This window comes from Streptomyces sp. SLBN-118 (genome assembly GCF_006715635.1).
Taxonomy (GTDB): Bacteria; Actinomycetota; Actinomycetes; order Streptomycetales; family Streptomycetaceae; genus Streptomyces.
The window spans coordinates 26,373-52,986 of record NZ_VFNP01000002.1 but is presented as its reverse complement, the minus strand read 5'-3'; the positions used below and the strand labels follow the sequence as shown (position 1 = coordinate 52,986).

18 protein-coding genes and 4 pseudogenes are annotated in these 26,614 nt (G+C 68.1%); 10 read left to right on the top strand and 12 right to left on the bottom strand.

Translation table 11 applies throughout. The features are described from left to right. Positions 1 to 608: 608 nt before the first annotated feature. Both FBY35_RS18565 and FBY35_RS18560 read right to left on the bottom strand, forming a co-directional pair. Positions 609 to 1,481, bottom strand: a complete 873-nt coding sequence (locus FBY35_RS18565; RefSeq protein WP_142215163.1) for a trans-aconitate 2-methyltransferase — start codon at positions 1,479 to 1,481, stop codon at positions 609 to 611. Between the two features lie 127 nt (positions 1,482 to 1,608). Further along, positions 1,609 to 2,199, bottom strand: coding sequence for a helix-turn-helix domain-containing protein (locus FBY35_RS18560; RefSeq protein ID WP_222123146.1), 591 nt, complete (start codon positions 2,197 to 2,199; stop codon positions 1,609 to 1,611). A 155-nt stretch (positions 2,200 to 2,354) separates the two neighbouring features. Here FBY35_RS18560 and FBY35_RS18555 point away from each other — a divergent pair. The 4 genes and pseudogenes from FBY35_RS18555 to FBY35_RS18540 all read left to right on the top strand — a co-directional run bounded on the left by FBY35_RS18555 (position 2,355) and on the right by FBY35_RS18540 (position 7,363). Beyond that, a pseudogene (locus FBY35_RS18555) lies at positions 2,355 to 3,283 on the top strand (NAD(P)/FAD-dependent oxidoreductase). Between the two features lie 134 nt (positions 3,284 to 3,417). Next, positions 3,418 to 5,011, top strand: a pseudogene (locus FBY35_RS18550) (MFS transporter). A gap of 227 nt (positions 5,012 to 5,238) precedes the next feature. Then, positions 5,239 to 6,120, top strand: a complete 882-nt coding sequence (locus tag FBY35_RS18545) for a DUF4158 domain-containing protein (RefSeq protein ID WP_160159285.1) — start codon at positions 5,239 to 5,241, stop codon at positions 6,118 to 6,120. 36 nt (positions 6,121 to 6,156) lie between these two features. After that, a pseudogene (locus FBY35_RS18540) lies at positions 6,157 to 7,363 on the top strand (IS3 family transposase). Here FBY35_RS18540 and FBY35_RS18535 read toward each other — a convergent pair. Next, positions 7,347 to 7,760, bottom strand: coding sequence for a hypothetical protein (locus FBY35_RS18535; protein WP_142215160.1), 414 nt, complete (start codon positions 7,758 to 7,760; stop codon positions 7,347 to 7,349). The pseudogene FBY35_RS18540 and the gene FBY35_RS18535 sit on opposite strands and share 17 nt — an antisense overlap. Before the next feature lie 21 nt (positions 7,761 to 7,781). On the opposite strand from FBY35_RS18535, the gene FBY35_RS18530 reads away from it, so the two are divergent. Continuing rightward, positions 7,782 to 8,177: a hypothetical protein gene (locus tag FBY35_RS18530; protein ID WP_142215159.1), complete on the top strand. Its 396-nt coding sequence runs from the start codon at positions 7,782 to 7,784 to the stop codon at positions 8,175 to 8,177. A gap of 474 nt (positions 8,178 to 8,651) precedes the next feature. Here the strand turns inward: FBY35_RS18530 and FBY35_RS18520 are convergent, their stop codons facing one another. From FBY35_RS18520 to FBY35_RS36125, 3 genes are all read right to left on the bottom strand, one after another. Next, a complete protein-coding gene (locus tag FBY35_RS18520) occupies positions 8,652 to 9,173 on the bottom strand; it encodes a hypothetical protein (protein ID WP_142215158.1) in 522 nt (173 codons plus the stop codon). Further along, positions 9,161 to 12,406, bottom strand: coding sequence for a DNRLRE domain-containing protein (locus FBY35_RS37750; RefSeq protein WP_313904679.1), 3,246 nt, complete (start codon positions 12,404 to 12,406; stop codon positions 9,161 to 9,163). Before FBY35_RS37750 ends, FBY35_RS18520 begins: the two co-directional genes overlap by 13 nt. A gap of 895 nt (positions 12,407 to 13,301) precedes the next feature. Further along, positions 13,302 to 13,448 (bottom strand): hypothetical protein, encoded by a 147-nt coding sequence (locus FBY35_RS36125; protein ID WP_160159284.1) that lies wholly within the window; start codon positions 13,446 to 13,448, stop codon positions 13,302 to 13,304. Positions 13,449 to 14,318: 870 nt separating this feature from the next. On the opposite strand from FBY35_RS36125, the gene FBY35_RS18510 reads away from it, so the two are divergent. Next, on the top strand, positions 14,319 to 14,549 hold the full coding sequence (locus FBY35_RS18510; RefSeq protein WP_142215157.1) for a hypothetical protein: 231 nt from the start codon (positions 14,319 to 14,321) through the stop codon (positions 14,547 to 14,549). Positions 14,550 to 14,575: 26 nt separating this feature from the next. Here the strand turns inward: FBY35_RS18510 and FBY35_RS18505 are convergent, their stop codons facing one another. The 3 genes and pseudogenes from FBY35_RS18505 to FBY35_RS18495 all read right to left on the bottom strand — a co-directional run bounded on the left by FBY35_RS18505 (position 14,576) and on the right by FBY35_RS18495 (position 16,869). Next, positions 14,576 to 15,241, bottom strand: coding sequence for a hypothetical protein (locus tag FBY35_RS18505; RefSeq protein WP_142215156.1), 666 nt, complete (start codon positions 15,239 to 15,241; stop codon positions 14,576 to 14,578). A 274-nt stretch (positions 15,242 to 15,515) separates the two neighbouring features. Then, positions 15,516 to 15,717, bottom strand: a pseudogene (locus FBY35_RS38045) (VOC family protein); the annotation flags it as partial. A 174-nt stretch (positions 15,718 to 15,891) separates the two neighbouring features. Continuing rightward, positions 15,892 to 16,869 carry an AraC family transcriptional regulator gene (locus FBY35_RS18495; protein WP_160159282.1) on the bottom strand — a complete coding sequence of 326 codons (978 nt, stop codon included), beginning with the start codon at positions 16,867 to 16,869 and terminating at the stop codon, positions 15,892 to 15,894. A gap of 313 nt (positions 16,870 to 17,182) precedes the next feature. On the opposite strand from FBY35_RS18495, the gene FBY35_RS18490 reads away from it, so the two are divergent. Next, a complete protein-coding gene (locus FBY35_RS18490; RefSeq protein WP_142215153.1) occupies positions 17,183 to 17,893 on the top strand; it encodes a response regulator transcription factor in 711 nt (236 codons plus the stop codon). Here the strand turns inward: FBY35_RS18490 and FBY35_RS18485 are convergent. After that, positions 17,877 to 19,184 carry a beta-ketoacyl synthase gene (locus FBY35_RS18485; RefSeq protein WP_260848715.1) on the bottom strand — a complete coding sequence of 436 codons (1,308 nt, stop codon included), beginning with the start codon at positions 19,182 to 19,184 and terminating at the stop codon, positions 17,877 to 17,879. The genes FBY35_RS18490 and FBY35_RS18485 overlap by 17 nt on opposite strands. A 278-nt stretch (positions 19,185 to 19,462) precedes the next feature. Here FBY35_RS18485 and FBY35_RS18480 point away from each other — a divergent pair, with 278 nt between their 5' ends. The 3 genes from FBY35_RS18480 to FBY35_RS18470 all read left to right on the top strand — a co-directional run bounded on the left by FBY35_RS18480 (position 19,463) and on the right by FBY35_RS18470 (position 23,823). Continuing rightward, complete coding sequence (locus FBY35_RS18480) at positions 19,463 to 21,286, top strand: fatty acyl-AMP ligase (protein WP_142215152.1); 1,824 nt, start codon at positions 19,463 to 19,465, stop codon at positions 21,284 to 21,286. A gap of 73 nt (positions 21,287 to 21,359) precedes the next feature. Next, positions 21,360 to 23,168, top strand: a complete 1,809-nt coding sequence (locus FBY35_RS18475; RefSeq protein ID WP_160159280.1) for a fatty acyl-AMP ligase — start codon at positions 21,360 to 21,362, stop codon at positions 23,166 to 23,168. 199 nt (positions 23,169 to 23,367) lie between these two features. After that, positions 23,368 to 23,823 (top strand): hydrogenase maturation nickel metallochaperone HypA, encoded by a 456-nt coding sequence (locus tag FBY35_RS18470; protein ID WP_142215150.1) that lies wholly within the window; start codon positions 23,368 to 23,370, stop codon positions 23,821 to 23,823. 835 nt (positions 23,824 to 24,658) lie between these two features. Here the strand turns inward: FBY35_RS18470 and FBY35_RS18460 are convergent. Then, positions 24,659 to 25,789 (bottom strand): hypothetical protein, encoded by a 1,131-nt coding sequence (locus tag FBY35_RS18460; protein WP_142215149.1) that lies wholly within the window; start codon positions 25,787 to 25,789, stop codon positions 24,659 to 24,661. Next, a complete protein-coding gene (locus tag FBY35_RS18455) occupies positions 25,773 to 26,603 on the bottom strand; it encodes a thiopeptide-type bacteriocin biosynthesis protein (protein ID WP_142215148.1) in 831 nt (276 codons plus the stop codon). The genes FBY35_RS18460 and FBY35_RS18455 overlap by 17 nt, the downstream gene beginning before the upstream one ends. Positions 26,604 to 26,614 lie beyond the last annotated feature (11 nt).

The following is a 26,614-nucleotide window of genomic DNA, read 5'->3' as shown; positions in this document are numbered from 1 at the left end:
CCTTCCTTCCACGGCCGTCCGGGTCCACGGTCGGCGGGCACGGGCACTTCGAGTTGCTCGCACAGCGCGGCAATGAGAACGAAGCGCAGGGTGTGGTACTTCGAGGCGGTCTTCCCGCCGCGCGTGCGGCACGGACTTCCGCCGGGCACCTCGCACTTCGGGCAGTCGTTTCGTTCTACCGCAGCTGCGGCTTGATTGGGCGCCAGATCCACGCGATCAGTGTGTCAGAAGTGTCTCGCAGAACACCCGAGTTCTGAGAGGACTTCTGCGAATGGCGACCTGCAGAAACGGTCATTGTGAGAATGACCCTGCGTTACACGGACGTGCCGGGCTGGTTCCTCACTGCCTTGTCCTTGATCCCTCGTTCGGCGCCATGGTGCCGAACGCGAAGGACAAGCAGTGCCTCGCACGCGAAGGTGATTGTGCCTGCTGGAGCGCGGTTGCCCCCAGAACAGCGGCGGTACGGCATGCCTCCGTCTGTTCTCTGGGGCGGTACGCCCGACCCGGCGTCTACGCAGTCGCCGGACGCGTTGCTGAGCGCGGCCCCGCCGGACGTGACACCCCCTCGTTTGCGACTGGTGACGTTCTTAAACCGCCCGTGTTGGGGGTCAGGTGCGGCGGGCGGCCCAGACGGTGCGCTCGGTGCGTACCGTCAGGTCGCGGCGGCGCAGGATGCTGTGCGGGCTGCTGGTGTCGAGGAGCTGGTCGAGCGCGGTGAGGTCCTCGGGGGAGAGTCTGTCTGCGATGACGCTGCGGATGCGCTGCAGGATGCTGAGGGCGTAGCGGCCGATCGCTTCGCTGCGGGAGTCTTCGATGTTCACGGCGATGGTGCGTTCGTCCTCGACTGTGAATCCGGCGGCGGTCAGCATCGGGCCCCAGTCGGCGCCGCGCTGGGGCATGTGTTCGGCTTGGCGGCGGTCGGCCGCGGCGTGGACGCGCTCTTCCAGGCCGGGCCGGTCCTTGGGGGCGTTGTCGGGCAGGAAGCGGGGGTGGCCGGCCAGTTCGACGACGGCGAACAGGCTGCCGGGCGCGAGAGCGTCGTGGACGGTGCGCAGTGCGCGGTCGGGGTGGGCCATGTGGTGCATCGAGGCCGACGCCCATGCCAGGTCCGGTGAGCCGAGGTCGGGCCAGGCGGCTTCATCGAGGTCGGCCTGCACGGTGCGCACGCGCTCCTGGATGCCGCGGGCGCACGCCTTTGTGCGCAGGCGGTGAAGGTGTTCGGCGGATGCGTCGACGGCGGTGACGTGCGCGTCGGGGAAGCGGTCGAGGAGGGCGAAGGTGCCCGCGCCCGTGCCACAGCCCAGATCCAGGATGTGGTGTGGGCCGGTATGCAGTGGCAGCCATGCGGTGATGGAGGCTGTGTGCTCGGCGAGGACCTCGGCGTCCAGGTCGAGGATCTCCGCCTGGCCGTCGGTTCCGTGCTCGTGGTGGTGACCGTGCGAAGCGCCGTGGTGGGGGATGTGCGTGTGTGCTTGGTTCATGCTCTTACGCTAAGACCGTTATGCGCCTGCGGCACGAAATCTTCCCGTTTACGCAATACGATGGTCGGGGATGCTGCCCGACGCGCAAGAGGTCACCGCTGCGGAGGCCGTCGCGCGGCCCGCGCCGTCATTCGGGAGCGCCCGCGTCGCCACCGTCGCCGTCGCGCTGGTGGCCGCGGCGGGCGTCGCGGTCGAAGATGCCCAGGATCTCGCAGGGCCCGCCCTCGGCGCCGATCGCGTGCGGCATCATCGTGGGGAACTCGGCGGCCTGGTTGGTCTCGAGGCGGAAGCGGCGGTGGCCGAGCATGAGGATCGCGGTGCCGGACAGGACGACGAGCCATTCGTGCCCCGGGTGGGCACGCATGCGCGCCGGGTTCTCGGGGGGTGGTTCGGTCATGCGCTGGCGCACCACGCTCATCCCGGGGTCGGCCTTGACGGTCCAGCGCATCTGGCCGTGGGTGCTGTCGATCGTCGGGCTGGTGATGACGTCGTCGGTGGCGGTCTCCACGAGTTGATCCAGCGTGGTGTCCAGGGCGCGGGCGAGAGTGACCAGCTGATCCAGTGCGAGGCGGCGCTGGCCGTTCTCGATGCGGCTCAGTGAGGACTGGCTGAGGTGGGCGCGGGTGGCCAGTTCCTGCAGCGACCAGCCCTGCGCCACCCGCAGAGCGCGGATGCGTTTGCGTACGAGGCTGTCCAGCTCTCCACCTTCTTGCGTCATGAGCAACATCGTATGCCCTTGATGCAACGCGGGGTTAGCGTCGTGCAGATGGTCCGCAACGTCTGGGACCACGCACGAGGAAAGGGTAGGTGGACAGGGCTGTGACGACTTCTCCGTACGCGAGCGACGCACTGCCCGGTGAGACCGTAGACGCGGTGGTGATCGGCGGGGGCGCCGCGGGGCTGAACGGTGCGCTGATGCTCGCCCGCTTCGGCGTGATCGACAGCGGCTCCCCGCGCAACGCGCCGGCAGAGGCCATGCACGGCTTCATCGTCCTGGACGGCACCCCCCCGCGAGATCCTTCGGCGGAGCCGGGAGCAGGTGCGCCAGTACGGCGGGCGCATCGTCTTCGGCGAGGTGGGCTCGGCCGAGCCCGCCGCCCCGTCGGCTGACGGGGATCTGCGTTTCACCATCACCCTGGCCGACGGCCGAAGCGTGACCGGGCGCCGGGTCCTAAGTGGCCACCGGCCTGCGGGACGTGCTGCCCGAGGTCCCCGGCCTCGCCGAGCACTGGGGACACAGTGTGGTGCACTGCCCGTACTGCCACGGCTGGGAGGTGCGCGATGAGCCCATCGGCATCCTCGCCACCGGCCGGCCTCCATCGCCCACGCACTCCTGTTCCGAGGACCTGACCTACTTCACCAACGCTACTCACCTGGATGAGGACACCCGCGCCCGCTTCGCCGCCCGCAGCATCCGCATCGTCGACACCCCGGTGCAGGAGATCATCACCAACGAGGACGGCACCCTCGCCGGGGTGCGCCTGACCGACGGCCAGGTCGTGGCCCGCCGCGTCCTCGCGGTCGCCACGCAGATGCAGGCCCGCATCGAGGGCCTGGACGGTCTGAAGCTGCCGATGGAGGACCTGCCCGACAACATGGGCCGCCGCTTTGCCTCCGGCATGGCCGGTACCACCGAGGTGCCGGGCGTGTGGGTGGCCGGCAACGCCACCGACCTCACCGCCCAGGTCGGCGCCTCCGCAGCGGCCGGCGCCCTGGCCGGCTCCCACATAAACGGCCTGCTGGCCACCGCGGACACCGACGCGGCCCTCGCCGCAGCCCAGGGCGAGACCCCCGCCCCCTGACGTCCCGGCATGGCACCGGCCCACCGCTCGACCGCACTCAGCTATGCGCGCGGCGCCCTGGCCCGCCCACCCCTTCACTCGGCGACCGGCGCTGCTCCGGCGCTGACTCGACATGCCCATTTTGAGAGGAATCCATGAGTACGAACCAGCCCATAGAGGCCGCGCAAGCCAGCGGCGGGGGTGTCCCCGACGAGCGTCAACAGCGCACAATCCTGATCGCCGTCTCCATCGCCCTGATGGCGGTCATCGCGTCGGTGACCGGGCTGAACGTCGCGCAGACCCACATGGCCGTGGAATTCGGCGCCTCCCAGAGCACGGTCCTGTGGATCATCAACATCTACACCCTTGCCCTGGCCGCGCTGCTGCTGCCGCTCGGCGCCTTCGGCGACCGCCTGGGCCGCAAGCCCATGCTCATCGCCGGACTGGGTGTCTTCGGCATCGCCACCGTTGCCGCGGGCCTGGCCCCGACGGCGGAGATGATGCTCGCCTCGCGCGTGGCCAGCGGTATCGGCGCCGCGATGATCATGCCGATCACGCTTGCCGTCATCACCTCCACCTTCCCCGAAGAGCAGCGCGGCAAGGCGATCGGCGTGTGGACCGGTGTCGCCGGAGGCGGCGGCATCCTGGGCATGTTCCTCTCCGCGCTCCTCGTCGACGTCGCCGACTGGCGCTGGCTGTTCGTCCTGCCGGTGGTCCTGGTCCTCGTGGCCCTGGCCATGACGGTGAAGTCGGTTCCCAACTCCCGCGAAACCTCGGCCTACCGATTCGACACGGTCGGCGCACTGGTCTCCACCGTCGCCGTGGTCGGCCTCATCTTCGTCCTGCAGGAAGGCCCCGAACGCGGCTGGACCGCCCCCGAGACGCTGATCAGCCTCGCCGTCGGCCTCATCGCCACTGTCGGTTTCGTGGCCTGGGAGCTTCACCGCCGCGACGCCTCCCTGCTGGACGTGCGGCTGTTCCGGGAGCGCGGTCTGGTCGGCGGCTCGGTCACGCTTCTGCTGGTCTTCGGTGTCCAGGCGGGCATCGGCGTGGTCCTCTTCCCGTTCTTCCAGGCCGTACTCGGCTGGTCGGGCCTGCTGTCCACGGTGGCGATGATGCCCATGGCCGTCATGATGATGATGGCCTCCGGCCTGGCCCCCAAGCTTGCCGCACGTATCGGCGCTCGCTCGACCATGGTGGTGGGCATTGCGATGGCCGGCGTCGGCATGGCTCTCATGGCCCTGTTCGTCTCCGTCGGCGGCGGCTACCTGTCCATCCTGCCCGGCTTGCTCGCCATGGGCGTCGGCATGGGCCTGTCGATGACCCCGTCCACGGAGGCCATCACCGCCTCCCTGCCGCGCGAGAAGCAGGGCGTCGCCTTCCGCCCTCAACGACGTCACCCGCGAGTTCGGCACCGCACTCGGCATCGCCCTGCTCGGCGCGCTCGTGTCCGCCGGCTACCGCAGCGCCATCGACAACAGGCTGCACGGCATCCCCCAGGGGGCCGCGGACACCGCCCGTGAAGGCGTCGCCAACGCCGTTGAAGCGGCGGGCAGCACCGGCCCGAACGCACAGGACCTGCTCCACGCAGCCCAGCAGTCCTTCGTCGACGGCTGGCAGCAGGCCATGTGGGCAGGCGCCGCCGTCATGGGCGTCCTGTTCGTCTACATCGCCTTCCGCGGCCCCAAGAACACGCCCTCCGCGGTCGCGGACGAGACAGAAGCCGCTGAGGCCGTCGCCGCCTGCTGACCGCACAAGAGCCGGCGCACAGCAAGCAGACCGCTCCGCGTACACCGCGTTCGCCAGCCGCACGATCAGCCGACCGGGTCACGGCCCGGCTGATCGTGCGCCGGGTTCGTGACCTGGTCTATCACATGGGGTAATGCTCTGGTCTGGAACCAGGGATCGTCTCACGCACCGTCAGGTCACCTGGCACCGTCGCGCGCGAATCACGCCGACAGGTCAAGGAGCGGGCGGTGCCCACCAACTTTCTGAGCGACGAACAGCGCAGGCGCTTCGGTCACTTCACCGAGGACCCGGACGAGGGACAGCTCGCCGGGTCCTTCCTACTGGATCCGACCGCACGGCGCCGGGCAATAGCCGTCCGCAGCGGGCGCAACCGGATCGGCTGGGCCGTTCAGCTCGGCACCATCCGCTACCTGGGCACCTTCCTGGAGAATCCTGAGGAGGTGCCCGCCGTGGTGGTCGGCTATGTCGCCGAGCAGCTCGGTCTGGACCCTGGCGAGCTCGCCGGGTACGGCACCGGTGAGGCCCGCTGGGATCACCAGGAGCAGATCCGCACGGAGTTACGGGTACACGAAGTTCGAGTTCGACCAGTGGTTCGGGCTCGCCCGCTGGATGTACCAGCGGGCCTGGATCGGCAACGAACGACCCACCCTGCTGTTCGACCTCGCCACCTGGTGGACAAGAAGGTGGTGCTGCCCGGGGTGACCGTGCTGGGACGCCTGGTCTCCGGCACCCGCGAGCGCGCCGAGAAGCGCCTGTGGGCCACCCTCGCTGCCGCCCCGATCACGGAGCAGGCCGAGCGTCTGCAGCAGCTGGTCGTGGTCCCCGCGGGCAAGCGCCTCTCGAGCTGGACCGCCTGCGCCGCTCCCCGCGCGACATCTCAGCGCGCGGCGTGGGCAAGGCCCTGGAACGCTACGAATCCCTGCGCACCTTCGGCGGCTCCGGGGACGCGATACCGCCGGGACGGCTGCAGGCCCTGGTGCGGTTCGCCAAGGCCGCCCGCGCCCAGGCCGTCTCCGACCTCGCCGGAGACCGGCGCCTGGCCGGCCGGCCAACGGCCGGCCCGCGTAGAGCGGGTGGTTGAGGTGACTCCCGTGGTGTGGACACTCTGAACAATGGATCTTGTGGATCCGAGGGAAGGTGTCCTGGTGAGACGTAGGTCTCCGTATCCGGCGGAGTTCAGGAATGACGCAGTGGCGCTGTACCGGGGAGCGGGTGGGAAGCGCACGTATGCGGCGGTCGCTGCAGATGTCGGCGTGACCGGGGAGACCCTGCGCAGTTGGGTGCGCCAGGCCGATGAGCAGGCCGGCCGCACCAGCGGCCGCGGTGAGCAGTCCGTGGAGAGCCGGGACGAGGAGCTGGTGAGGCTGCGTGCGGAGAACGGTCGGCTGCGCAAGGCCGAGAAGGAGTGGGAGCTCGAGCGGGAGATCCTGCGCCGGGCGGCCCAGTATTTCGCGAAGGAGATGAAGTGAAGACCCACCGCTGGGACTTCGTCTCCGCCCATGCCGAGACCTTTGGCGTGCAGCGGATATGCCGGGTCCTTGAGGTCTCCCGCTCCGGTTACTACCGGTGGCTCGCCGGCGCGAAGGCCCGTGACGAGCGCCAGGCCGCCGACGATGCCCTGGCCGCGGAGATCCACGAGATCCACACCCATCACAAGGGAACCTATGGGATCCGCCGTGTCCACGCTGTGCGAGGCTTCGGGCACGCCGTCAACCGCAAGCGCGTCGAGCGCCTGATGGCAAGCACGGGCTCGAGGGCCGTCACCTGCGGCGACGCAAGCGCACGACGGTCCCGGACCGGCTCGCGCCGCCCGCCCCGGACCTGGTGAACCGCACCTTCCACGCCAGGCGGCTGGACGAGAAGTGGTGCGGCGACATCACATACGTCCAGGTCGGCGGCACGTGGCTGTATCTCGCCTGTGTCCTGGACATCTGCTCGCGCCGGGTGCTCGGCTGGTCGATGGCCCCGCACATGCGGGCCGAACTGGTCATCGACGCCCTGAAGATGGCCGTGGCGACCCGCGGCGGCACCGTTGACGGGGTGATCTTCCACGCGGACCGCGGCTCGCAGCCTGGACTCAACCGGTCGTCGCAACACCGGCTTCCTGGGCCGATAGTAGATGCTCGTTGAGGGCTTCGGCTGGGGTCTTCCAGCCGAGAGTTTCTGGCAGGGCCTCAAGAGAGAAGCGATGCACCAGAGACTCTCCTCGACGATGCGTCAGGCGAGGCTGGAGATCTTCCAGTGCTGACGTACTACAACGCCCGCCGACGCCACAGCGCCCTCAACTATCTCTCGCCCGTCGAGTTCGAACAGCAACACCAGAGAGAACGTAGACTCACACTCGCAGCATGAAACCCTGTGTCCACACTCCGGGGGTCACCTCAACGCCCTCCGCCCCCACGGCGGGCTGCAAGCCCACCACGCCGACGAGCGCACCGTACGTGCCCTGCTGCGCGAGGAGTTCACCGACCTGCGCCTGGGCACCCTCAACCACTGCCTGCGGCAACCAGAGACCGCCGAATGCCAGAGCGGCCTGCCCGATGACCAGCGAGGCCAAGCCCCGCTGATCGGGGCCTGCCAGCCCGCCCGTTGCCGCAACTCCACCATCACCGCGTCCCACGCCCCGATCTGGATTGCTGAGGAACACGACCTGATGGCCACCCTCAAAGACCGGCGCCTGGCCCCGGCCCGCCGCGAGGCCGTCCTGGCCCGCCCTCGCCGACGTCCAGCGCATCACCCATGCGCTCAACCCACAGGAAGACAGCCCCTGATGCCCGTCTCTGCCGCCACCGAGGCGAAACTACGCGCCGCCATGGCCCGGCTGCTGGCCGGCCAGCCCCAGCACACCAGCGGCGCACTGACCAAAACCAACCTCGCCCGCGAGGCCCAGGTCAGCCACGCCACCATGCACCGGGCCCAGAACGTGCTGGCCGAATGGGACGCCCAGGTCGCCTGCCCCGTGCTGCGCCCCCCGGGCGAGACGGCCCGCGACGAGACCATTGCCGTATTACGCAGACAGCTTCGTGAGGCGAAAGCGACGGTGACCGAACTTCAGAGCAAACTCGACGCACTCGCGGCGGTCACCGCGAACCTGTACTACGAGAACCTGGCGCTGAAGAAGCGCGACAACAACCGGAGACTCGCCCCTTTCTCCTCCGCCAAATAGGACTGTCCACGTGGGATGAGTCGTGCCGAAGCCGTGGCCCTGCTGACCGACGGAAACGGCACCGGATCAAGACGGACAAGCGGGATGCCCAGCGGCTGGCGAAGCTGCTGCGGATGGACGAGCTGCCGGCGGTGCGGTGCCGACGCCGACCGAGGATGCCGCCCGCGATCTCGTCCGGGGCCGGGACGACGTCCTTCCGGGACCTAGCCCATGCCCGCAACCGGGTCTCCAAGCTGTTGCTGCGGCAGGGCGGGTCTGGCGCGGCGGGACGGGCTGGACTTGTGTGCACCACGAGTGGCTGTCCGGCCAGCGGTTCACTGATGCTGAAACGCAGTTCGCCTTTGACGAGTCATGGACGAACGTCGACTCGGGCGCGGTACTTATCGCGTCTGGGCGCGGGGCACCGTTCCCGCCCCGAATGCGGGGCGCCAGGTAGCTGGCGCCCCGCATTGCTGAGTGGAGGAGTAGACGGGACTAAATGACGAGGACCGTCACCCAGAGCGCCCACATTCCCACCGTGAGGACGAGAACGGCGCCTTCACTGAGCCAGCGGCCGATCCAGACGAGAACATTCTGTCCGGCCATCTCGGCTCTCAGGGACCGTTGGGCCAGCATGTGGCTCAGCTGGCGTGATACGAACAACGCGCTGGGCACTGCAGGGACCAACGAGAGCGCAATCCGCACGTACTGCTCTGCGGTTGTACTGCCCGGGATCAGCAAGAGACTTCCGACCCCGAGCAGGACTGCGATCACGAACCACAGCCATGAGCGAAGGGCCAGTGCGTCAGAAGCCGGACGCCATACGCCGCACGCATCCTGCTGGCGGATCTTTCCGGGCCGCGCCTGGAGTAGGTCCGACACAGCCTTGTCGGCTTCAGCGGCTGCGATCGCCGCTTCCTTTCGATCCCCTTTTGCGAAAACGAGGAACGCCAGAGTGGCCAGGCGGGTCTCGCAGGCTCGCAGGATCCGCTCGCGATTCTTGATCACCACAGCCATCGTCGCCATCCTTGCTGCCGGTAGGAGTGATGCTCCCCGTACAGCCCGTAGGCCATGGAACCTCCGCCGTACCACCGGTCGATCCCGTCCGCGCGCCGCGTGTAGTGGTGATGGTATAGGCGGTGTGCCTTGGCTGCTCTGCTGCGCATCCGCTTGTTGTACCTTCCGCGGCCGCGAGCTCCCTTGGCATACCGGGCCATCTTGCGGCCCTTCCAGAATTTTCCGGCGTAGCGGAAGCCCTTGCCGGCACCGAACGTGGCGCTTCCGGCTATGTCCATCCAGCCGCTCCGGTCGCCGTGGCGGACCTTGTAGATGCCGCGGCCGAGGGAGATCCCCGCGGAGATGGCGGAACAGGCGGCGCAACCGAACATGCCGGCTATCGCAAGTCCGGTGCCTACCCGGTCGATCCATTTGCCCCAGCCGAACCGTCCGTCGAGGTCGTAGCAGTTGACCGGGTCGGCAGTGCAGTAGTCGTAGGCGTTGGCGTTGCCGCCGGGGATTGGGTCGACGGAGAGGAAGCGTCCGAGGGCCTGGTCGTAGAGGCGGACGCCCATGAGGATGGCGCCGGTGACGGTTTCGCTGGAGCGTTGTTTGCTGCCGATCCAGCCGTAGCGGGTGGCGGCGGTGCCGGCTTCCGGATTGCCGTATTCGTCGTGGGCGAGGGCGACGACAGGCTTGGTGGTGTCCAGGGGGAGCTGGACGGTGACGTCGCCGTGGATGTTGGTCAGTTGCAGGACGGTGTCACCCGTGGTGCTGGTGGTGGCGTCAAGGTTGCCGCTGCTTCCTTGGACGTTGCGGGTGGTGACGCCTGCTGTGTCCTCCTTGATCCAGTCGGGGCTGTCGCCGTCGCCGCCGTAGTGGTTGGTCTTCGCGCTGGTCTGCGTCCAGGTGGCGCCGCCGTCCGCGGTGCTTTCGGTGGTCCAGGCGGCGAGGCGCTGGGCGGCGTCCAGGGTCCAGGTCTGGCGGCTGGTGGCCGTGGTCTGCTGCCGGACGAGGTCGTTGGTGTAGTAGCCGATGGTCGCGCCGGAGGCCTGGGTGGTGGTGCGGCCGAAGGCGTCGTAGACGATGCCCGCCTTCACCAGCCGGTCGGCGCTGTCATAAGTGCTGGTGGTTGTGGTCGCGCCGGTGGAGGTGCAGGCCGTACCGGCCGCGCTGGTGGATGTGGCCAGTGCGGTGCGGTTGGTGTTGTTGTCGAAGGTGTAGCCGCGGCGGGTGCAGGTGCCGTCGGGGGCGGTGTCGTCGGCCCGGGTCAGGCGGCCGGTGTTGTCGTAGGTGTAGGTACGGGCGTAGGTCTGGCCGCCGGTGTCGGTGTCGGTGACGGTCTGGCCCTGGATGGAGTGATCGGCGGTGTCGTCCACCCGCTTGGACAAAGCCGGGTCGTCCAGGCCCCACTTGAAGCCCTGGCCGTCGGTGGATGTTGTATCCAGCGTGCAGGTCACCGCCCCGGCGGCCTTGGCCGCCCAGGTGTCCTGAGCGTAGGTGGCACAGGACACGGTCGGTGCGGCCGGCAGACCGGTGTTCAGCACGAAGGTGGTGTAGCCAGACCAGGAACCGTAGTCGGTGCCGTCGAAGGCCCGAGACCGTGCGCGCAGGTGAGTGCCGGCCGGAAAGGCGTTGGCCGAGGGCACCGCAAGGGTCGATGTGAACCCTGTCGGCACTGTCTTGCCGTAAGCCGTGTACGCGTAGGTGGTGTCGCTGTAGGCCGGATCCGCGGTGAGCTCGAACTGAGCCTGGGCGCTACCGCCGTCCGCGTCACTCACCTTGGCCGACAGCGTGGGGGTGAGCGAGGTGACGTACCGCTTGCCGTTGTAGGCGTTCACCACCGACGGCGAGATAGCCAGCGCCGAAGTGGTGGCATAGGAGTTGTACGTGACCGTCAGATGCGGTTCGACCGAGTTGTCCCCGGAGATGTAGTTCGCCGAGCGGAAACGGCGCCAGGTCAGGGTGTCGGTCTCGTTGGCCCCGAGGATCTGAAGGCCGTAGTTGGCCGAGCCGTTGGCCCAGGCCTGCACGATGGCGTCGATGTCGAAGTTCATCGTGCCGGCCGGGCAGGAGGAGCTGTAGCCCAGTGCGGCGGTGTTGGTCACCGCGCCCGTGGTGGTGGTTGTCGGCTGGGCACCCCAGGTGATGGTCGACGAGGACCAGTTGGAGGTGATCCGGCGGACCTGCGTGCCTGCCCCGGACGTGGAGCAGGTCGAGGAGTAGTACGAGTACAGGGACAGGTTCGTGTCGGTGATGTGCTTGCCCGCGAACTTCGACACGTCGAAGTTGAGGTACGAGCGCGCCTTGTGCGTCCCGCCGTCGTACGTTCCCGACTTCAGCTCAGTCGAAGAGACCTGCGAGTCGGTGTAATCCGGAGTCTGGAGCCAGGTGTCCGTGGTGACCGCGAGTGTGGAGGTCGGGTCGACCGTCACCGGGTACGTGGCCTCGGTCAGGAAGTGCTCGTCCGGGGTGAGCACCAGGGTCTGGGATCCGTCAGCGGCTGTCTCGATTTTCGTGGCGATCCTGGCCTGGTGCTCCGGCTCACCGGAGACGGGGTTCTTGCTCGAGTCCCACATCATCGGTGCCGGTGCCTCGGCGACCAGCTTGCCGCTGGAGTCCTGCAGCAGCAGATGACCGGAGTCGGCCTGGGACAGCTTCAGCCCGTCCAGGTCGAGCGGCATGCGGTAGGACACCGCACCGGCCGGGGCCTTGTCCAGGAGCACGTTCTGCGAGAAGCCTTGCGGCAGGGCAGTGACCGTCAGCGTCTGCCCCTCACCCAGACCGTACGAGGCGGTGTCGTCCTTCACCGTCGGCGTGGGGAGCTTGCTGGCCCAGCCGAGCCCGAAGGACTTCTCCCCCTTGGACACGCTCGCGAGGGCAGTGTCGCCGCCGTCGGCGACGGTGATTTCGGCGGCCGCGACGTCCGGTGTCAGCGCAGGACCGGAGTCGGACAGCGACGTGTCGATGTCCCGCCAGACGCCGTTCTGGTCGACCCGGATGGGCCCGGCGTAGCTGGACGTCTGCAGTTCCCCGGTCGGCAGTGCATACGTTGTCGAGTCCGCCGTCCGCTCCGACAGGACTTCGATCTTCCGGTCCTGAAGCCGCGCCGTCAGCAGCGCGGAAGCCTCATCCTGTGCCTCTGCCGGCCCCGGCGCCACCACAGACGGGGCGGATGCGGCTGGCCTCTCGGCGGTCAGCGCTATTGCTTCCCCGGTGGACTCCACCACCATGGCCGTCTCAAAGGCCAGCAACAACGACAGAGAACCAGCTATCCGGCGCAGCCGTCTACGTGCGGTCGGCGCAGGGGACACGCTGAGCCACCCCGGTGGCCGCTCGTGAACCGAAAACCCATTACGTCTCCTTCAATAGATCTCCACACAGGGGATCAAGCAGGAGATTTACAGTCCGGGGTCCAGCGGTGCTCCAACCGGGGGTGCCACGGAGTTGCGAAAACGGGTCGGCCACGGGAAGGCGGACGGGGATATGCCCGTATTGAAGGATCTTGGCCGATGCCGCGGAGGGGCTTCAACTGCAATGAAAGGTAAAGGGACAGCAATGGAATGATCTAGGTGAATCTTTACCTTTCTGTGCAGATCTGGCCTTGAGCTGAGCAACTCGCTTCGAACGAGGGTGCCTTCACGCCAAACCAAGAGGTACAGGGAGTGTAAAGTCGATCAAGAAATCAAGACGATCGGTCGTCGAAATATTTCGATCATGAAAATCGACTCTGGTGCCCCAGTTTGAAATATGGCGCTTCGGTTGGAGAGTTAGCTCCGGAATGTGGGACCTGAAAGGTGGGCAACTCGGCTCTGTCGCAAGGAAGTCAGGCATGAAGGGGCGGCTGGGCGTCCCGGGGGCAGAGCCGCCGACGGCGGGACAGGTGGCCGGCCCGGATGTTGATGGCTCACTCGACGGTGTTGCGCTTCCTATACGGCTCTTTGTCGAAACCGGGTGGGCGTCCGCCGCGTGAGCCCTTGCGCAGGCCGGCCGCCTGACTGTCGGTCTTCTCCAGGATGGCGTGCAGAATACCCTTTCGCCCCAGGTAGTTGAGTTCAGGGCCCGATGCTGCACGCCTGTGGGCGGCGAGGCGGTCCGGCTTCTTGCGCGGTCTGCCTCGCCCCGGCCGGAGGACGCGGATCGTGACGCTCAGGGCAGGAGCCAGCCGCAGCCCACCGCGCTCAGGTGGAACTTGGTGGTGAGATCGCCCCGCGAGCGGCCGTCCGGGCCGCGGCGGATGTCGCCGGAGAGATCGACTGTGACATCGCGGTCGATTCCACGATCGTGCGTGCTCACCAGCAAGGTCGGTGCCCACCGACCCGCCACCGGCCCTTGCCAAGTCAAAGGGAGCCAAAGCCGCGACCAGGCCGAAACACGGTGGCAGAGCCTGCACGCCCGACTGGTGAAGGTGGTGGAGTAGGTGATTGCCTGCGCGCAGTGCAAGCCGGGCACGTCCGTGGCAAACCTGCCGTCGCGGTGGTGCACGCCACCCATGCGGGGTTCAGACGACGCCGGGTCGCTCCCACTCTGCTCCGCCTTCGCGTGAACCCGTACCACGACACCGTCAACCAGCAGCATGCGCGCCGCCACGGACGACGGATGAAGTTCCCACTCGTCCTTTGAGACGCCCCGCCCGGTGATTAGAACGGTCCATGCCCTCAGGGCCACCAGCTCAGTTGAGACAACGCGGCCCTTGAGACAGCCCAGCTGTTCCTAACACCGGCTCGCTGCGCTACTTCGACCGTGACCCCCGCCAACTGGCCCAGCTGGTGAGACTGCGCGTCCTAGCCCTGCACGGGATCAACGCCACGATCGGATCGGCGAGCAACTGCACGCTGGCCGCCATGGCCGCCGACGCCACCGCACCCGGCCACATCACCCACGTCGACCACCCCCGACGCGATCGCCGCCTCGTGCGTTCTGAACGGTTCCAGCAGTTCTGCCTGGCCGCGCTCCCCAAGGGCCCGGACATCCACGCGGTGGAGCGGTGGAGCGAAGAAGGCTCACGTCCCCGAGGCCTCGCCATCACCTTCAGCTCCGGTGCGCAGTTGTGGGCCGGCATCACCGGCGTCGCCGCGCCCCGGCGAGAAACTCGACCAGCCCGAGAAGCCGGTGAGGAGAGAGCCGCCTGCCGAAGTGCCGCTGCCGGCACTGTACGAACAGGGAATGATCATCCCTGCGCGGGCCGAGCCGTACCTCGCGGCGCTCCTCGTCAATGCCGCCTCCGACGAGATCGCCCGCGCCTACAGCTACAGCGACCGTCCGACCCCGGCCATGCACCCGTGCGTCGGCGTTGAATTCCACTCGGGCGCCCGCGCGAACCTGCCCTTCGTTCACACCGCCCGCCCCGGACAAGGACGCGGCCGCAACGCATTTCAGCTGCAGAGCGAGTTCTGAGGCCGCCCCTCCCCGATGTCGCGGGCTCAGCCGGCCGGGGGGAGCGCGGCGCTGTCCTGCGCCTTTCGCGAGCGCTCGGCAAACATCGTGGCCCAGGCAGTGAGCCGGTCGATCTCCGTGTACTTGGCACTGCCGACTGCGTCGATCGTCAGCACGGTCGTACCCACCTGTACCTGGGTGGTAGTTCTGGGGTAACCCGTGGTCTTGGCCGTACCCCGCCAGGCGGTGCCCTGCTCCCCGATGGCCTTGAGGGGTACTTCGCTCAGGATTCGATCCACCTGATTCTTGGTCCGGAGCGCACGGTATGCGTTGGCTGCCGCCTTGGTGTCCTCATAGGCGTAGAGGATGAAGTGGGCGCTCGCTTCCCCCTTCGCGGTGTAGACGGAGGACCCGACGGAGACGGCTCCCATGCAGAGGAAGCCATTCGGCTGCCCAGCGACACAGTCCCCGGTGCTCGGATCCCAAACGGGAAGCGGGGTCCGCATGCCGTTCTTCAGCCCTGGGACGGCATTCACTTCCGGTAGGGCGACGCCCACCTGCTTGTCATTGAGTACGGCCGCACCCGCCTTGGGTGCTGCGGTAGCTTTCGTGTCCTTCGCGGGCGGGTTGTCGCCGCCCGTTGCGCATCCCGTCACCAGGACCATCGCAGTCGCCCCCGCCACCGCGAAGCGCGTGTATCTGCCGCTCGTCATGTCCCCGCCCCTTGTCGTGAGCCGCTGATCATACGGAGGTCCCGCTCCTGTCCGGGCGGTGCCCCGAGGGGGCGGTCTCCAGCACGACTTGCTGCGGAGGGCGACGAGACCTGCTTGCTCACCCGCCGAAGCCTGGCGCTCGCTGACGCCGCCCTCACTGCCGGAGGCCACGTCACCGGCGTCATTCCCCGTGCCCTGCACACTCCCAGCGTCGTCCACCCCGCCCTTTCCGTCCTGCAGGTCGTCCCCGACATGCCCCAACGCAAGCAGCGTTGTTGGCGGCCATGAGCGTGAAGCCACTGTCGGTCTGGAGCATGCTGTGCATGATCTTGTCGGCGGCGTCTCCGGCTTCCTTCCGGCTGAAGGTCGCCGAATGTGTTCACCGCCAGGGTGCCGCCGAAGATCCCCTTGTAGAACTCCATGGCTTGCCGGGCGTCGCCGTCGAAGGCGATGTACGGGTTGAGGCGAGAGGGCACGAGGTGTTCCTTTCGTGATGAGACGTGAGTTCTGGCAGATTAGGCCGCGTGCTGCCGGTCATCGGGGCGACTCCCCGGCACGTGAACGTCGGCATGCTGCCGCCCCCGCCGTTCCGCCCGGTCGCCGCCGCCTTCAATCCGTGGGACTTCGCTCCGTAGGCCGTCCTGAAATGATCAGAAGCGCCAGGTGGGCACGCTGGCCCGGTAAGCGCCCGGGGTCGCGCCCGTCCACCGGCGAAACGCGCGGATGAATGTCGCCGCATCGGCGTAGCCGAGCCGTGCGGCAATCTGGTCGACTCCGAGTGCGCGGGTGGACAGCATCTCGACGGCGCGAGCGTGCCGCGCTTCGTCCACCAGGCGCCGGTAGGACGTGTCTTCCGCGGCCAGACGGCGGTGCAGCGTGCGGGTGGAGACGTACAGCTCGGCCGCGGCAACACCCATGTCGGGGATCCCGTCCTGCCACTGCATGAGCACTTCCCGTACCCGCGCTGCGAATCCGGTGTCGGCGCGGCGGGCCAGCAAGACGTCGCACTCGCGTTCGCATATCTGCATTGTGTGCCGGTCCGCCTGCGGCAGCGACTGATCCAGTGCCGCTGCGCGGGTGACGATCGCGTTGCGCGGCGCCCCGAAGGCGATCGGCGTTTCGGCGAACGCCTCGTACGGTGAAGGCCCTTCAGGTTGTGGGAAGCGCAGGTCCAGCCGGAGGGGTGTGAAGGGCCGGCCCACAATGGTGTCCAGGATGGTACGAATGTTGGCCATTTCCCGCTCGACGAAGAAGTGCCGGACGGGCTGGGGCACGAGCCTGTCGTCCAGGACGAGGCGGACCTCGTCTCTGTCTTCCTGAAGGTGGATCCCGACCATGGCGAAGGTGAGTTCCAGATAGCGCAGTCCCACAGCCGCCGCCTCGCGCAGCGTCGGGCTGGCGAGGAGTGCGAAGCCCCACACGCTGTACGTGCGCAGCGGAATCCGGCTGCCGACCTCAAGGCCCAGGCCGGGAGTATCGCCTGTGGCGCGGACCAGGTTCTGAGCCACGACGAGCTCCTGCCAGGCTCGGACGTGTGCGGTGTCGTCGGCGAGAGCGTTCCGGTCCACGCCACTGCCGTCGAGGCAGGCCAGTACGGGCACTCCGTGCTCGACCCCGACGTCGACCATCGTGCGGACGCCTGCGATGCCTCGCTGGAACAGCCGCGGAGTTGTGGAGACTTCGGCTGTCGCCTTGTGTCCGGAACGGCCAACAGCATGGCTGCCTTTGCCTGGAACAAGCACGACCAATCCCCCTAGCATCGGAAGGGATCGATGCGGCGTATCCCGCCGCGGGCTGCCATTCAGCCTATCCGGGATGCGTGTGCGGGCCAGCGCGCGTAGGCGGTATCAGCCATGGTCGCCCGGGGTTCGGCGCATCCCACAGCCATCGCGTGTGCAACCGCTGTAATGGAATTTCCGAATCGCCCGGACGGAGTGATTGATGTACGAATTCAGCACGGTGGAAGTGATGCTGGTCGACAATGAGGATCTTGTGCGCAGGGGTTTTCGGCAGGCCCTCGCGGAGGCGTCGGATATTACCGTGGTCGCCGATACGAGGGTCGGCGAGACGGCATGCCGAATGGTCGAGCAGCGGCGACCGCAGGTCGTACTCCTCGACGCCGAATACGAATTCATTCAGAAACTCGCTCGGCCTGCCCAGGCGCCAGCACCCGGAATCATTGTCCTGACCAGCATCGGCCTTGACAGTCATTTGTTCGGGTCGCTGAAGGCGGGTGCGAGCGGGTTTCTGCTCAAGAGCGCAAGCCAGGAGGAACTGACCTCAGCCGTCCGTGCGGTCGCCCGCGGTGCGGCTTTCATCTGCCCCACGATGACCCGGCGGCTGATCGATCGGTTCGAGATCCTCCCGCCGCCGCACGAGCGTTCTCACGCGGCCGCTCTGGCTGCCCTGAGCGGCCGGGAGAGGCAAGTCCTGTGGGGTATAGCCATGGGCAGGTCGAACCAGGAGATCGCCCACGAGCTGCACGTGTCGCCCGCCACCGTGAAGTCCCACGTCTCGCGCATCCTCGCCAAGCTCGAGTTGCCGAACCGGATGCACGCGGCATTGATGGCCCAGCGGAGCGGCCTCGTTCAGTCACCCCGGACTACTGAGCCTCCCGGCCGTCCCGCGCCCGCGGTCAGGCGGGCTTGGTGAACGCCAGGACCACGTTGTGTCCTCCGAAACCGAAGGAGTTGGAGATGGCCGCGGTGACCTCGGTGCGCCGCGGACTTCCCGTGACGAGCTCCACCTTCACCTCGGGGTCCTTGTCGTGGAGGTTCCTGGTCGCGGGAATCACGTCGGTGAATACGCTCAGGGCCGTGAAGATGGCCTCGATCGCGCCGGATCCTCCTATGAGATGGCCCGTTGTCGATTTGGTCGCCGTCACGAGGGCATGCGGTCCGATCGATTCCAGCACTGCCGCTGCTTCGATGCGGTCCCCGACGGGCGTACCGGGAGCGTGCGCATTGACGTGGATGACGTCCTGCGGGCTGAGGCCACCGGCGCGCAAGGCCCGGCGGATGGCCCTGACCTGACCGTCCGTCGAAGGAGCTGTCATGGCGTGCGCGTCGGAGCTCATGCCCGTACCGGCGAGCGTGGCGTACGTCCGCGCGTCGCGAGTTCGTGCGGATTCGGCTCGCTCCAGTACGACGACACCGGCGCCTTCGGACATGACGAAGCCGTCGCGGGCGCTGTCGAACGGCCGCGACGCGGCCTGTGGGTCCTCATGACGGCTGGACAGGGCTCCCATACGGGCGAAGGCCGCCATGGACAACCGGCCGATGCACGCCTCGGTGCCGCCGGCGACAACGACATCGGCACGCCCCGCACGCAGTATGGCGAGCCCCATGGCGATTGCCTCCGCTCCGGAGGCGCAGGCACTGGTCGGCGCGTGGGCGCCGGCGCGGGCGCCGAGGTCCAGACTCACGGCGGCCGCCGAACCGTTGGGCATCAGCATCGTCACCGCGAACGGCGACACGCGGTCCGGCCCCTTCGCCGAGGAGACGTCATGCTGCTCGACCAGCGTCTTTCCTCCGCCGAGGCCGGTGCCGATCACCACGGCCAGCCGCTCCGGCGCCACCTCGGGTGCGCCTGCGTCGGCCCACGCCTGTCGTGCGGCCACCATGGCCATCTGCTGGCAGCGGTCCATACGCCGGGCCTCAACCCGGCCCAGTACCTCGGTCGGTTCCTGACTCAGCCGGCCTGCCAGTCGTACGGGCAGGTCGCGGGCCCATGGTTCGTCCAGCACGGCGATCGGGGACTCGCCGGCGAGCAGAGCGGTCCACGTGGAGTGGACGTCGGCACCCAGGGGCGTCGTCATTCCTAAACCCGTGACCACAACGCCTGTCGTACGGATGACTGTTCCGTTCGGGAGACCGGGGAGAACGGGGAGATCCGGGAGCTTCGGATAACCCATGAAGTAGTCGTCAGATGCTTCGTAGGACATCACGGTTCCCTTTCTGAAGCCTTCTGGGGAAATGTTCTCCCTTGGACGTGGGCCGTTTGTCGTCCACTGCCCTTGGTCATGACGGTAGCCAGTACGAGACGCTTTCCGTAACGGCCGACGGACGGAACCGTGAGGGCGACCGAAGGCTAATTTCTGTCCGCCTTCCGGGCTACTCGGCACTTGCCTCCGGTAGGGGAGGGACACCGTCCGACGGCGAATACCCCATACTCCTCCGCCGACTTAGCATCTCTTCGAGTGCAACGGCAAAGGCAACGCCAATGGCCAAGCCGAACAGGAGGACCACGATGTCAGAGGATGCCAACACAGATTCCCGACCCGAGCCGACGACCTTGGTCGAGCTCTGCACGTATCGCGCGTCCAGGGAGCCCGATCGACGGATGTTCGCCTTCCTGGAGAACGGCCTCGACGAGTCCGACTCGCTCAGCCTCGCCCAACTAGACGCCCGCGCAAGGGCGATCGCCGTGCGTCTGAGCAGGCACGCCGCGCCGGGCGCCCGCGCCGTGCTGAGTTTCCCGCCGGGCCTGGACTTCGTGTCCGCCTTCTTCGGGTGCCTGTATGCCGGCCTGATCGCCGTGCCCGCTCCTCCGGTGCTGCGCGTCGGCGTCGACGACCGCTATACGCGCTTCCAGGCGATCGTCGACAACTGCCGGCCGGATCTGCTGCTGTCGAACGGGTCCAGGCTCAGCCGTGTTGAGGCGTTGCTGAAGGACATGTCCACACCGCACCGGCCGACCTGTGTGGCGACGGACGAGATCGGTGAGGCGGACGCGGATGGCTGGAACGCCCCCAGGATCGGCCCCGATACGGTTGCCTACCTGCAGTACACCTCCGGCACGACCGGTCCGCCCCGGGGCGTAGTGCTCACCCACGGCAACGTCCTGCACAACCTCTCGCTGATCCTGGCCAACGGTTCCCGGGCCACGGACGATCTCGCACGGCAGCCGCCGGTCGTGTCCTGGCTGCCCGTGTTCCACGACATGGGACTCATCTCCGGAGTTCTTCAGCCGATCTATGTCGGGTACGACGCCGTGCTGATGCCGCCCACGGCGTTCACTCAGCAGCCGGCCAACTGGCTGCGCGCGATATCGGACCGCGGGGCCGGCATCAGTTCGGCACCCGGTTTCGGGTACGAACTGTGCCTGCGGCGGGTGTCCGAGCAGCAGTTGCGTTACGTCGATCTCAGCGGCTGGCAGATCGCGGTGGTCGGGGACGAGCCGGTGCGTGCAGAGATGATCGACCAGTTCAGCGCCATGCTCGCCCCCTTCGGCTTCCGCCGCGAGGCGTTCTTCCCGAGTTACGGCATCGCCGAGTCCACCGTCATGCTGAGCGGCGGGCCGGTGGAGCCCGAACCGGTGATCCGCCGGTTCGACGCGGTGGCGCTGGCGAAGGGCAAGGTGCAGCCGTCCGCGCCCCAGGACGAGGCCCGCCGACTGGTCGGCCTGGGCCAGTTGCACCCGTCCATGACCATCGCGGTGGTGGATCCGGCCACCGGCGAACCGTGCGCCCGGGACGAGACGGGCGAGATCCTCGCTTCCGGACCGAGTATCGGTACCGGGTACTGGAACGCCCCCGCGGAGACGGCAGGTACGTTCAACGCCGCCGTGCGCGGACACGAGGGCCGCCGGTTCCTGCGCACTGGCAGCCTCGGCTTTCTGGACGGCGGTCAGCTCTTCGTCACCTGCCGGGTGGCCGACCTCATCGTCGTGGAAGGCATGCAGCACTACCCGTACGACATCGAGGCGTCCGCGGCAGGAAGCCACGCCGCGATACGGGACGGCTGCTGCTGTGCCTTCACCGTCGAGGACGGCGGACGCACGCGCCTCGTGGTCCTGGCCGAGATCAACAGCCGCTTCCGCGTGGCAGCGGGCCATGCCCCGGAGACCCCGTCAGGTGCCCGCGTGACCGTGGGGGCGGATGAGGTCGAAGAAGCCGTCCGCGAGGCCGTCTTCGCAGGCCACGGCCTCCGGGCTGACGACGTTCTCCTCCTCAAGGCCGGTTCGCTGCCGTTCACCACCAGCGGCAAGCTGCAGCGCGCCCAGTGCCGGTCCAGGTACCGGGCGCGGGCGTTCGAGACTGTTTGAACCTCGCTCCGTGCAGGCAGGGCGGGCACTTTGCCGCCGCCTCCTTCCTCCTTCCTCCGTTTGGAGTGGTCTCATGCGTACTGATCAACAGCACGGTGTCCGACTGCCCGAGGGGGTGGCCGGCGAGTACGGCGAGCTGCCGACGCTGACCGACCTGTGCCGCGCTCGTGCGGCGGCCGAGCCCGACCGGAAGAGCTTTGTGTTCCTGGGCGACGGGGTCGAGGAATCGGACTCATTGACCCTGGCGAAACTCGACCACCACGCACGGGCGATCGCCGTGACGCTGCGAAAGCAGGTTCCCACCACGCGCGCACGCGCGCTGCTGAGCTACCCGCCGGGACTGGATTTCCACGCCGCCTTCCTGGGCTGCATCTACGCGGGTCTGATCCCTGTACCGGTGGCTCCGCTCGACGGAACGCGGGGCAACGCCAAGTGGACCCGGGTGGAGTCGATCGCCGCGAGTGCCGAGCCCTCCCTGTTCCTGTCCACCGGCCCGATGCTTGCCGCCGCGGAGCCGGTCCTCACCGGCATCGACGGGCTCGTCCGACTCACACGGGTGGCGACCGACGAGGTCTGCATGGACCGGGCCATCCAGTGGACCCCGCCGGTGGCCGCCGCCGAGATGGTCGCCTACCTGCAGTACTCCTCGGGATCGACCGGCGTGCCGAAGGGCGTCGCGATCACTCACGGCAATGTGCTGCACAACCTGTCGTTGATATACGACAACACGCGCCGGCCTGCCGACGATGCCGGGCTGCCCCGCCCGTCGTCGGTGTCGTGGCTGCCGTCGCACCACAACATGGGCCTCATCTGCAACGTCCTCGACCCCCTCTTCTCCGGCCGCGACGTCACCCTGTTGCCCACGATGACATTCGTACAGCGTCCGCTCACCTGGCTGCGAGCGATCTCCCGGCTCGGACGCGCGGACAGCTGCGCGCCGAACTTCGCCTACGACTTGTGCGTCCGCCGGGTGACCGACGCCCAGCGCCGTGAACTCGACCTCAGTCGTTGGGAGATGGCTCTGGTCGGAGGCGAGCCCGTCCGCGCCGATACGCTCGACCGCTTCAGCGAGGCATTCGCAGAGGCCGGATTCCGACGCGAGGCGCTGTCCCCCGCGTACGGCCTCGCCGAGGCGACAGTGATGGTCACGGCCTGTCCGGTCGGCAAGGACCCGGAAGTCCTGCGGGTGGACTCCGAGGCGCTCGCCGCCGGAAAGGTGCGCCCAGCCGCGTCGGCACAGGACAGTCGGGAGCTGGTCGGCTGCGGCCCGATCCATCCGTTGAGCACGGCTATTGCTGTCGACACGGAGAAACGCAAGCCCTGCGAGGAGGACGAGGTGGGCGAGATCTTCGTGTCCGGCCCGAGCGTTGCGACGGGCTACCTGAATGCTCCCAAGGAGAGTGCCGAGACCTTCATGGGGACCCTTCCCGACCAGCCGGGCGAGCGGTTTCTCTGTACCGGTGACCTCGGATTCCTGCACAGCGGTGAGCTGTTCATCACCGGTCGGGCGAAGGACGTCATCATCATCGCCGGTGCCAACCACTACCCGCAGGACATCGAGGCCACCGTTGAGGCCAGCCACCCGGCAGTCCGCGAGTTCGGTACGTGCGCAGTGTCGGTCGACGACGGCGCACACGAGCGGCTCATCGTGCTCGCTGAGACGACGACCGCAGCCGGCGGCGAGAGTGATGAGCCGGTGAACGCCCAGGAGATCAAGCGGGAGATCAGGCGCGCCGTCCATGCAGGTCACCGCATCCAGGTTCACGATGTCGTCCTTCTCAAGCCGGGGACGCTGCCACTGACGACGACCGGCAAGCTGCAACGGCGCGACAGCCGGGACCGGTACCTCGGGGGCTCCTTCGAGGCCGCCCTGATCGAGTAGGGATCAGTCGTTGGCGGTGATGTCCGCCGCTGCCCCGAACGGCGTACGCAGCCCGGCCGCGACGGCGTGCCGGGCTCCGGGCCACGTGGTCCCGGCCTGTAATGGGTGCCGAACGGCCCCCAGACCTCAGCTTGCGCGGGCGGGCGACGCCCACCGGGCCCGGAGCGTTCGACCGCGGTCGGCCTGCGCCAGGACGGAGATGCTCGAGATGTCCATCGCGGTGGCTGTCGTCGACCAGGTGGAGCGGGCGGCCGCCGAGGCAGGCGATGTCGCCGCCGTGACGTCCGTACGGCTCCTCGTCGGCGAGCTGGCCGGCGTGGTCCCCGACGCCCTCGCCTTCTGCTTCGAACTGGCCTGTGCCGGAACCGTGCTGGAAGGTGCCGAGCTGGTCACGGAGTCCGTCCCGGGGCGTGCCCGCTGCGAGGCCTGCGCGGACGAGTGGGCGGTCGGCATGCCGCCGCAGCTGTGCTGTCCGCTGTGCGGAAAGGCGACTGACGAACTGCTCTCGGGCCGCGAACTGCAGATCGCCGCCGTGCACGTGGAGGACGGCGAGGGGCACCAACGCACCCGTGAACCCATTTCCGAGGAGCAGGAGGGGCAGCATCATCCAGTGGAGCGCCGTGATGACGCCGCCGGCAGCGATCATGCGTACTAGGGAGGCCATGAACCGCTGGGCGTCCTGCACCATCATCCGTGTGCGTGTGACGCCGACTTCGGCGGCCTCCTGCCGGTCGGAGAACCCGTCTTCTCCGTATGTGGAGGCTTCGACGCGGCACACCGCAGCCACGAGAGCGACGTCCGCCTCCGTCATCAGGAGAGGTGTGACCCGCCCGTCGGCGTAGGAGGACAAGGCGCTGCTGATTCGGCCCACGCCCGCGGCCGCCGTCACGACGGTGAGCGCGGGCAGCGCAGCGTGGAGCCGTTCGGACACCTGGCCGGTTCCGAGGATGTGCGTCATTGCCTTAGCGGTGAATGCGAGGCCGAGGGCGGCCGCAGCTCCTGTGAGGACCTGGCAGGCAAGCAGCAGCACGACGGCGGTCCGGTCCACCGCCCAAGCCATGCACGCGGTGTGCCTCAGCACCGAGGGGAGGCGCCCGCACATCTTCGCGAAACTTGCCTCTGCCAGCGGGTTCTTGGCCGTACTTCCCCTCGAAGCTGAGGTTGGCCGGAGGTGGAGGGTGCGGCATCTCCACTTTTGCAGTCGAGGCGTCAGTCACGGTCACCCTGCATCCCTCCGTGGAGTTGGTACCGCACCTGGTGGCTCGGCAGTGCACGGCATAACGACGCGGCGGAGGAATCGAACGCGCTCGATTCCAGACGTGCTGAACCCCTTGAACCGCAAGGGGTCGAACGTGCGGCCGCCGCGCTGGGGCCCTCGTCTGGCAGCAAGGAATGGCCGAATCGCCGACGTCTGAAACGCCTGTGACCGATGAGGCTTTCCGGCGGCTGATCGACTCGCGGCAACAGCGGGTTACCACCGCGTACCAAGATCATTTTTGCCCAATTGGGCAAGCCCGCTCCAGATGGGCAACGCTCTGCCGGATCACGTGGGCGCTCTTACGCAGCGCCTTGACGAGTTGGCCGCGCAGCTCGTTGGGGAGCGACCCGGTTCCGAGTGCGCAGGCGTGGAGGAGAGCTCGGCAGTCCTGCGCCTCTCGATCGGTAGCGAGGGCGGTGAACAGAGGATGCGCCAGGGTCTCTCGGGCCGCGTAGCCATCGGTTGCTTTGTTCGTCCGGCGGTGCAGCTCCACGACCACCAGTCGGGCAGCCGGATCCTCGGGCGAAGCGATCACGTCCAGCACTGCAAGTCCCAGCCGCGTGTTGAAGACGGTCATGTCGTCCCTGTCTGGACGTTCGAGGTAGGTGGTCACCAGGTTCTGCAGGGAGCGCCGCCAGGTCGGCCCCGATATGCGGCGGCACAGGACCGTCAGGCAGTCCGTGACGGCGCCTTCCCATGCCTCTCCGGACACTGTGTGGGCCAGGAGACTGTTGGCGTCGAGGGTGTTTCCGCTCGCGAGGGCGGCGAGGACGGCGACTTGGCGGCCATCGAGCATGCGCTGTCCGACGCCGCGGTGCGCCTCGACGTGGGCGAGTGCTTCGGCCCAGCGGCCGGCAGTGGCCAGGGCGCGTGTGCCGTCGGCGAGGAGGACGCTCCATAGCCAGACCCGGACCTCTTGTCGGTCGTCGGCGTTCGCTACGAGGTAAGCGGGTACGGCGATGTCCTCGACCTGGGCAGGAGCCCCGGTGCTGACAGCGTCGAACAGTGCAAGGAGGCGTTGGCGGCCGACGTCGTGCTGCCCGGCGCGGATTTGGAGGCGCGCGAGGTTGACGACGGGTTCGAGTGCGCGGATCGCGACCCTGCCGGGCAAGGGGGCGGCGTGCAGGTAGGCGGCGGCGTGCTGGTGGCACATCGCGCGGGCGGTTTCCGGGGCGCCTACGTCGGAGGCGATCAGCGCGGCCTGGTTGTAGACCGTGGAGGCCATGCTCGGGTCGCCCAGGTTCGCTGCGGTGTCGGCGAGTTCGACCAGGGCGTGCACCCTCTGGGGCAGAGGGAGGCAGGCAGGGCGGGGACGAGCGATGAGCGGGAAGCGCTGGGCTACGGCGTCAGGAAGTTTCCACATGGTCCGCAGCGCTCCTTTCGGTGGTGGGGTCCGGGCCGAAGATGACGGTCTTGGCGGCGGCGGCGAGGGCGGCCTGTGTGGCGTAGGGCAGGCCGATCCGGTTCCAGGCGAAGAGCACGTGATGGGCCAGGACGTCACGCATGCCGCGGTGAAGCTGCCCGGAAGATGCGAGGTGGGCTAGTTCCCGTCCGGCGTCGGTGTAGGCGTGGGCCCAGTCGGCGGCGTGGGCCAGTGTTCCGCCCGTGCGCATCAGTTCTTCCGCGTTCACGGAGATGAGCCGGTGCACGGCGGCGTGAAGTCGGTCGCGGCTGTTGCGTTCGGTGTCAGGGGAGAGCGCGCGGTGGGCGCCGACGCGTGCCCAGACGTCGCCCTGCTCGTACCAGTCGAGTCCGGCGGAGCGCATCAGGAGGCTGCACAGCATGAGGGATGTCTCGCGCCGGTGTCTGCCGGCGTCGCCTTGGAGGTGGCCGACCATGCTGCGGCTGTCGCGGTGGAAGAGGCGGTGAGCGGATGCCATGGCGTCGGCGCCGCCGAAGGCGTACACCTCGGGTTCGTAGACGATCTCCGTCCACCCGCTGATGTACCCGTCGGCGATCAGCGCGTCCAGGCTCGGGCCGATGCGGTCCTGCGTGCCGGCTGCAGGCAGGTAGCGCACCCGCCAGCACGGACGCTTACGGACGAGGAACCACGCGGTGAGCGCGCCCTCCCCCTCTGCGGCGAGCAGGAGCGGGGCGAGTTGGGCCAGAGCAACTATCTCGGCGCGTTCCCAGTCCGGGAATGCGACGTTTGCCTGGCACCAGGTGGGTGAGTTCATGAGGCGGTCTC

Coding starts and splice junctions, on each gene's coding strand:
- FBY35_RS18565 (WP_142215163.1), bottom strand. CDS start 1,481: ATGAACCAAGCACACACGCACATCCCCCACCACGGCGCTTCGCACGGT.
- FBY35_RS18560 (WP_222123146.1), bottom strand. CDS start 2,199: ATGACGCAAGAAGGTGGAGAGCTGGACAGCCTCGTACGCAAACGCATC.
- FBY35_RS18530 (WP_142215159.1), top strand. CDS start 7,782: ATGCCCGTCTCTGCCGCCACCGAGGCGAAACTACGCGCCGCCATGGCC.
- FBY35_RS18520 (WP_142215158.1), bottom strand. CDS start 9,173: ATGGCTGTGGTGATCAAGAATCGCGAGCGGATCCTGCGAGCCTGCGAG.
- FBY35_RS18510 (WP_142215157.1), top strand. CDS start 14,319: ATGATCATCCCTGCGCGGGCCGAGCCGTACCTCGCGGCGCTCCTCGTC.
- FBY35_RS18505 (WP_142215156.1), bottom strand. CDS start 15,241: ATGACGAGCGGCAGATACACGCGCTTCGCGGTGGCGGGGGCGACTGCG.
- FBY35_RS18495 (WP_160159282.1), bottom strand. CDS start 16,869: ATGGTCGACGTCGGGGTCGAGCACGGAGTGCCCGTACTGGCCTGCCTC.
- FBY35_RS18490 (WP_142215153.1), top strand. CDS start 17,183: ATGTACGAATTCAGCACGGTGGAAGTGATGCTGGTCGACAATGAGGAT.
- FBY35_RS18485 (WP_260848715.1), bottom strand. CDS start 19,184: ATGTCCTACGAAGCATCTGACGACTACTTCATGGGTTATCCGAAGCTC.
- FBY35_RS18480 (WP_142215152.1), top strand. CDS start 19,463: ATGGCCAAGCCGAACAGGAGGACCACGATGTCAGAGGATGCCAACACA.
- FBY35_RS18475 (WP_160159280.1), top strand. CDS start 21,360: ATGCGTACTGATCAACAGCACGGTGTCCGACTGCCCGAGGGGGTGGCC.
- FBY35_RS18470 (WP_142215150.1), top strand. CDS start 23,368: ATGCTCGAGATGTCCATCGCGGTGGCTGTCGTCGACCAGGTGGAGCGG.
- FBY35_RS18460 (WP_142215149.1), bottom strand. CDS start 25,789: ATGTGGAAACTTCCTGACGCCGTAGCCCAGCGCTTCCCGCTCATCGCT.
- FBY35_RS18455 (WP_142215148.1), bottom strand. CDS start 26,603: ATGAACTCACCCACCTGGTGCCAGGCAAACGTCGCATTCCCGGACTGG.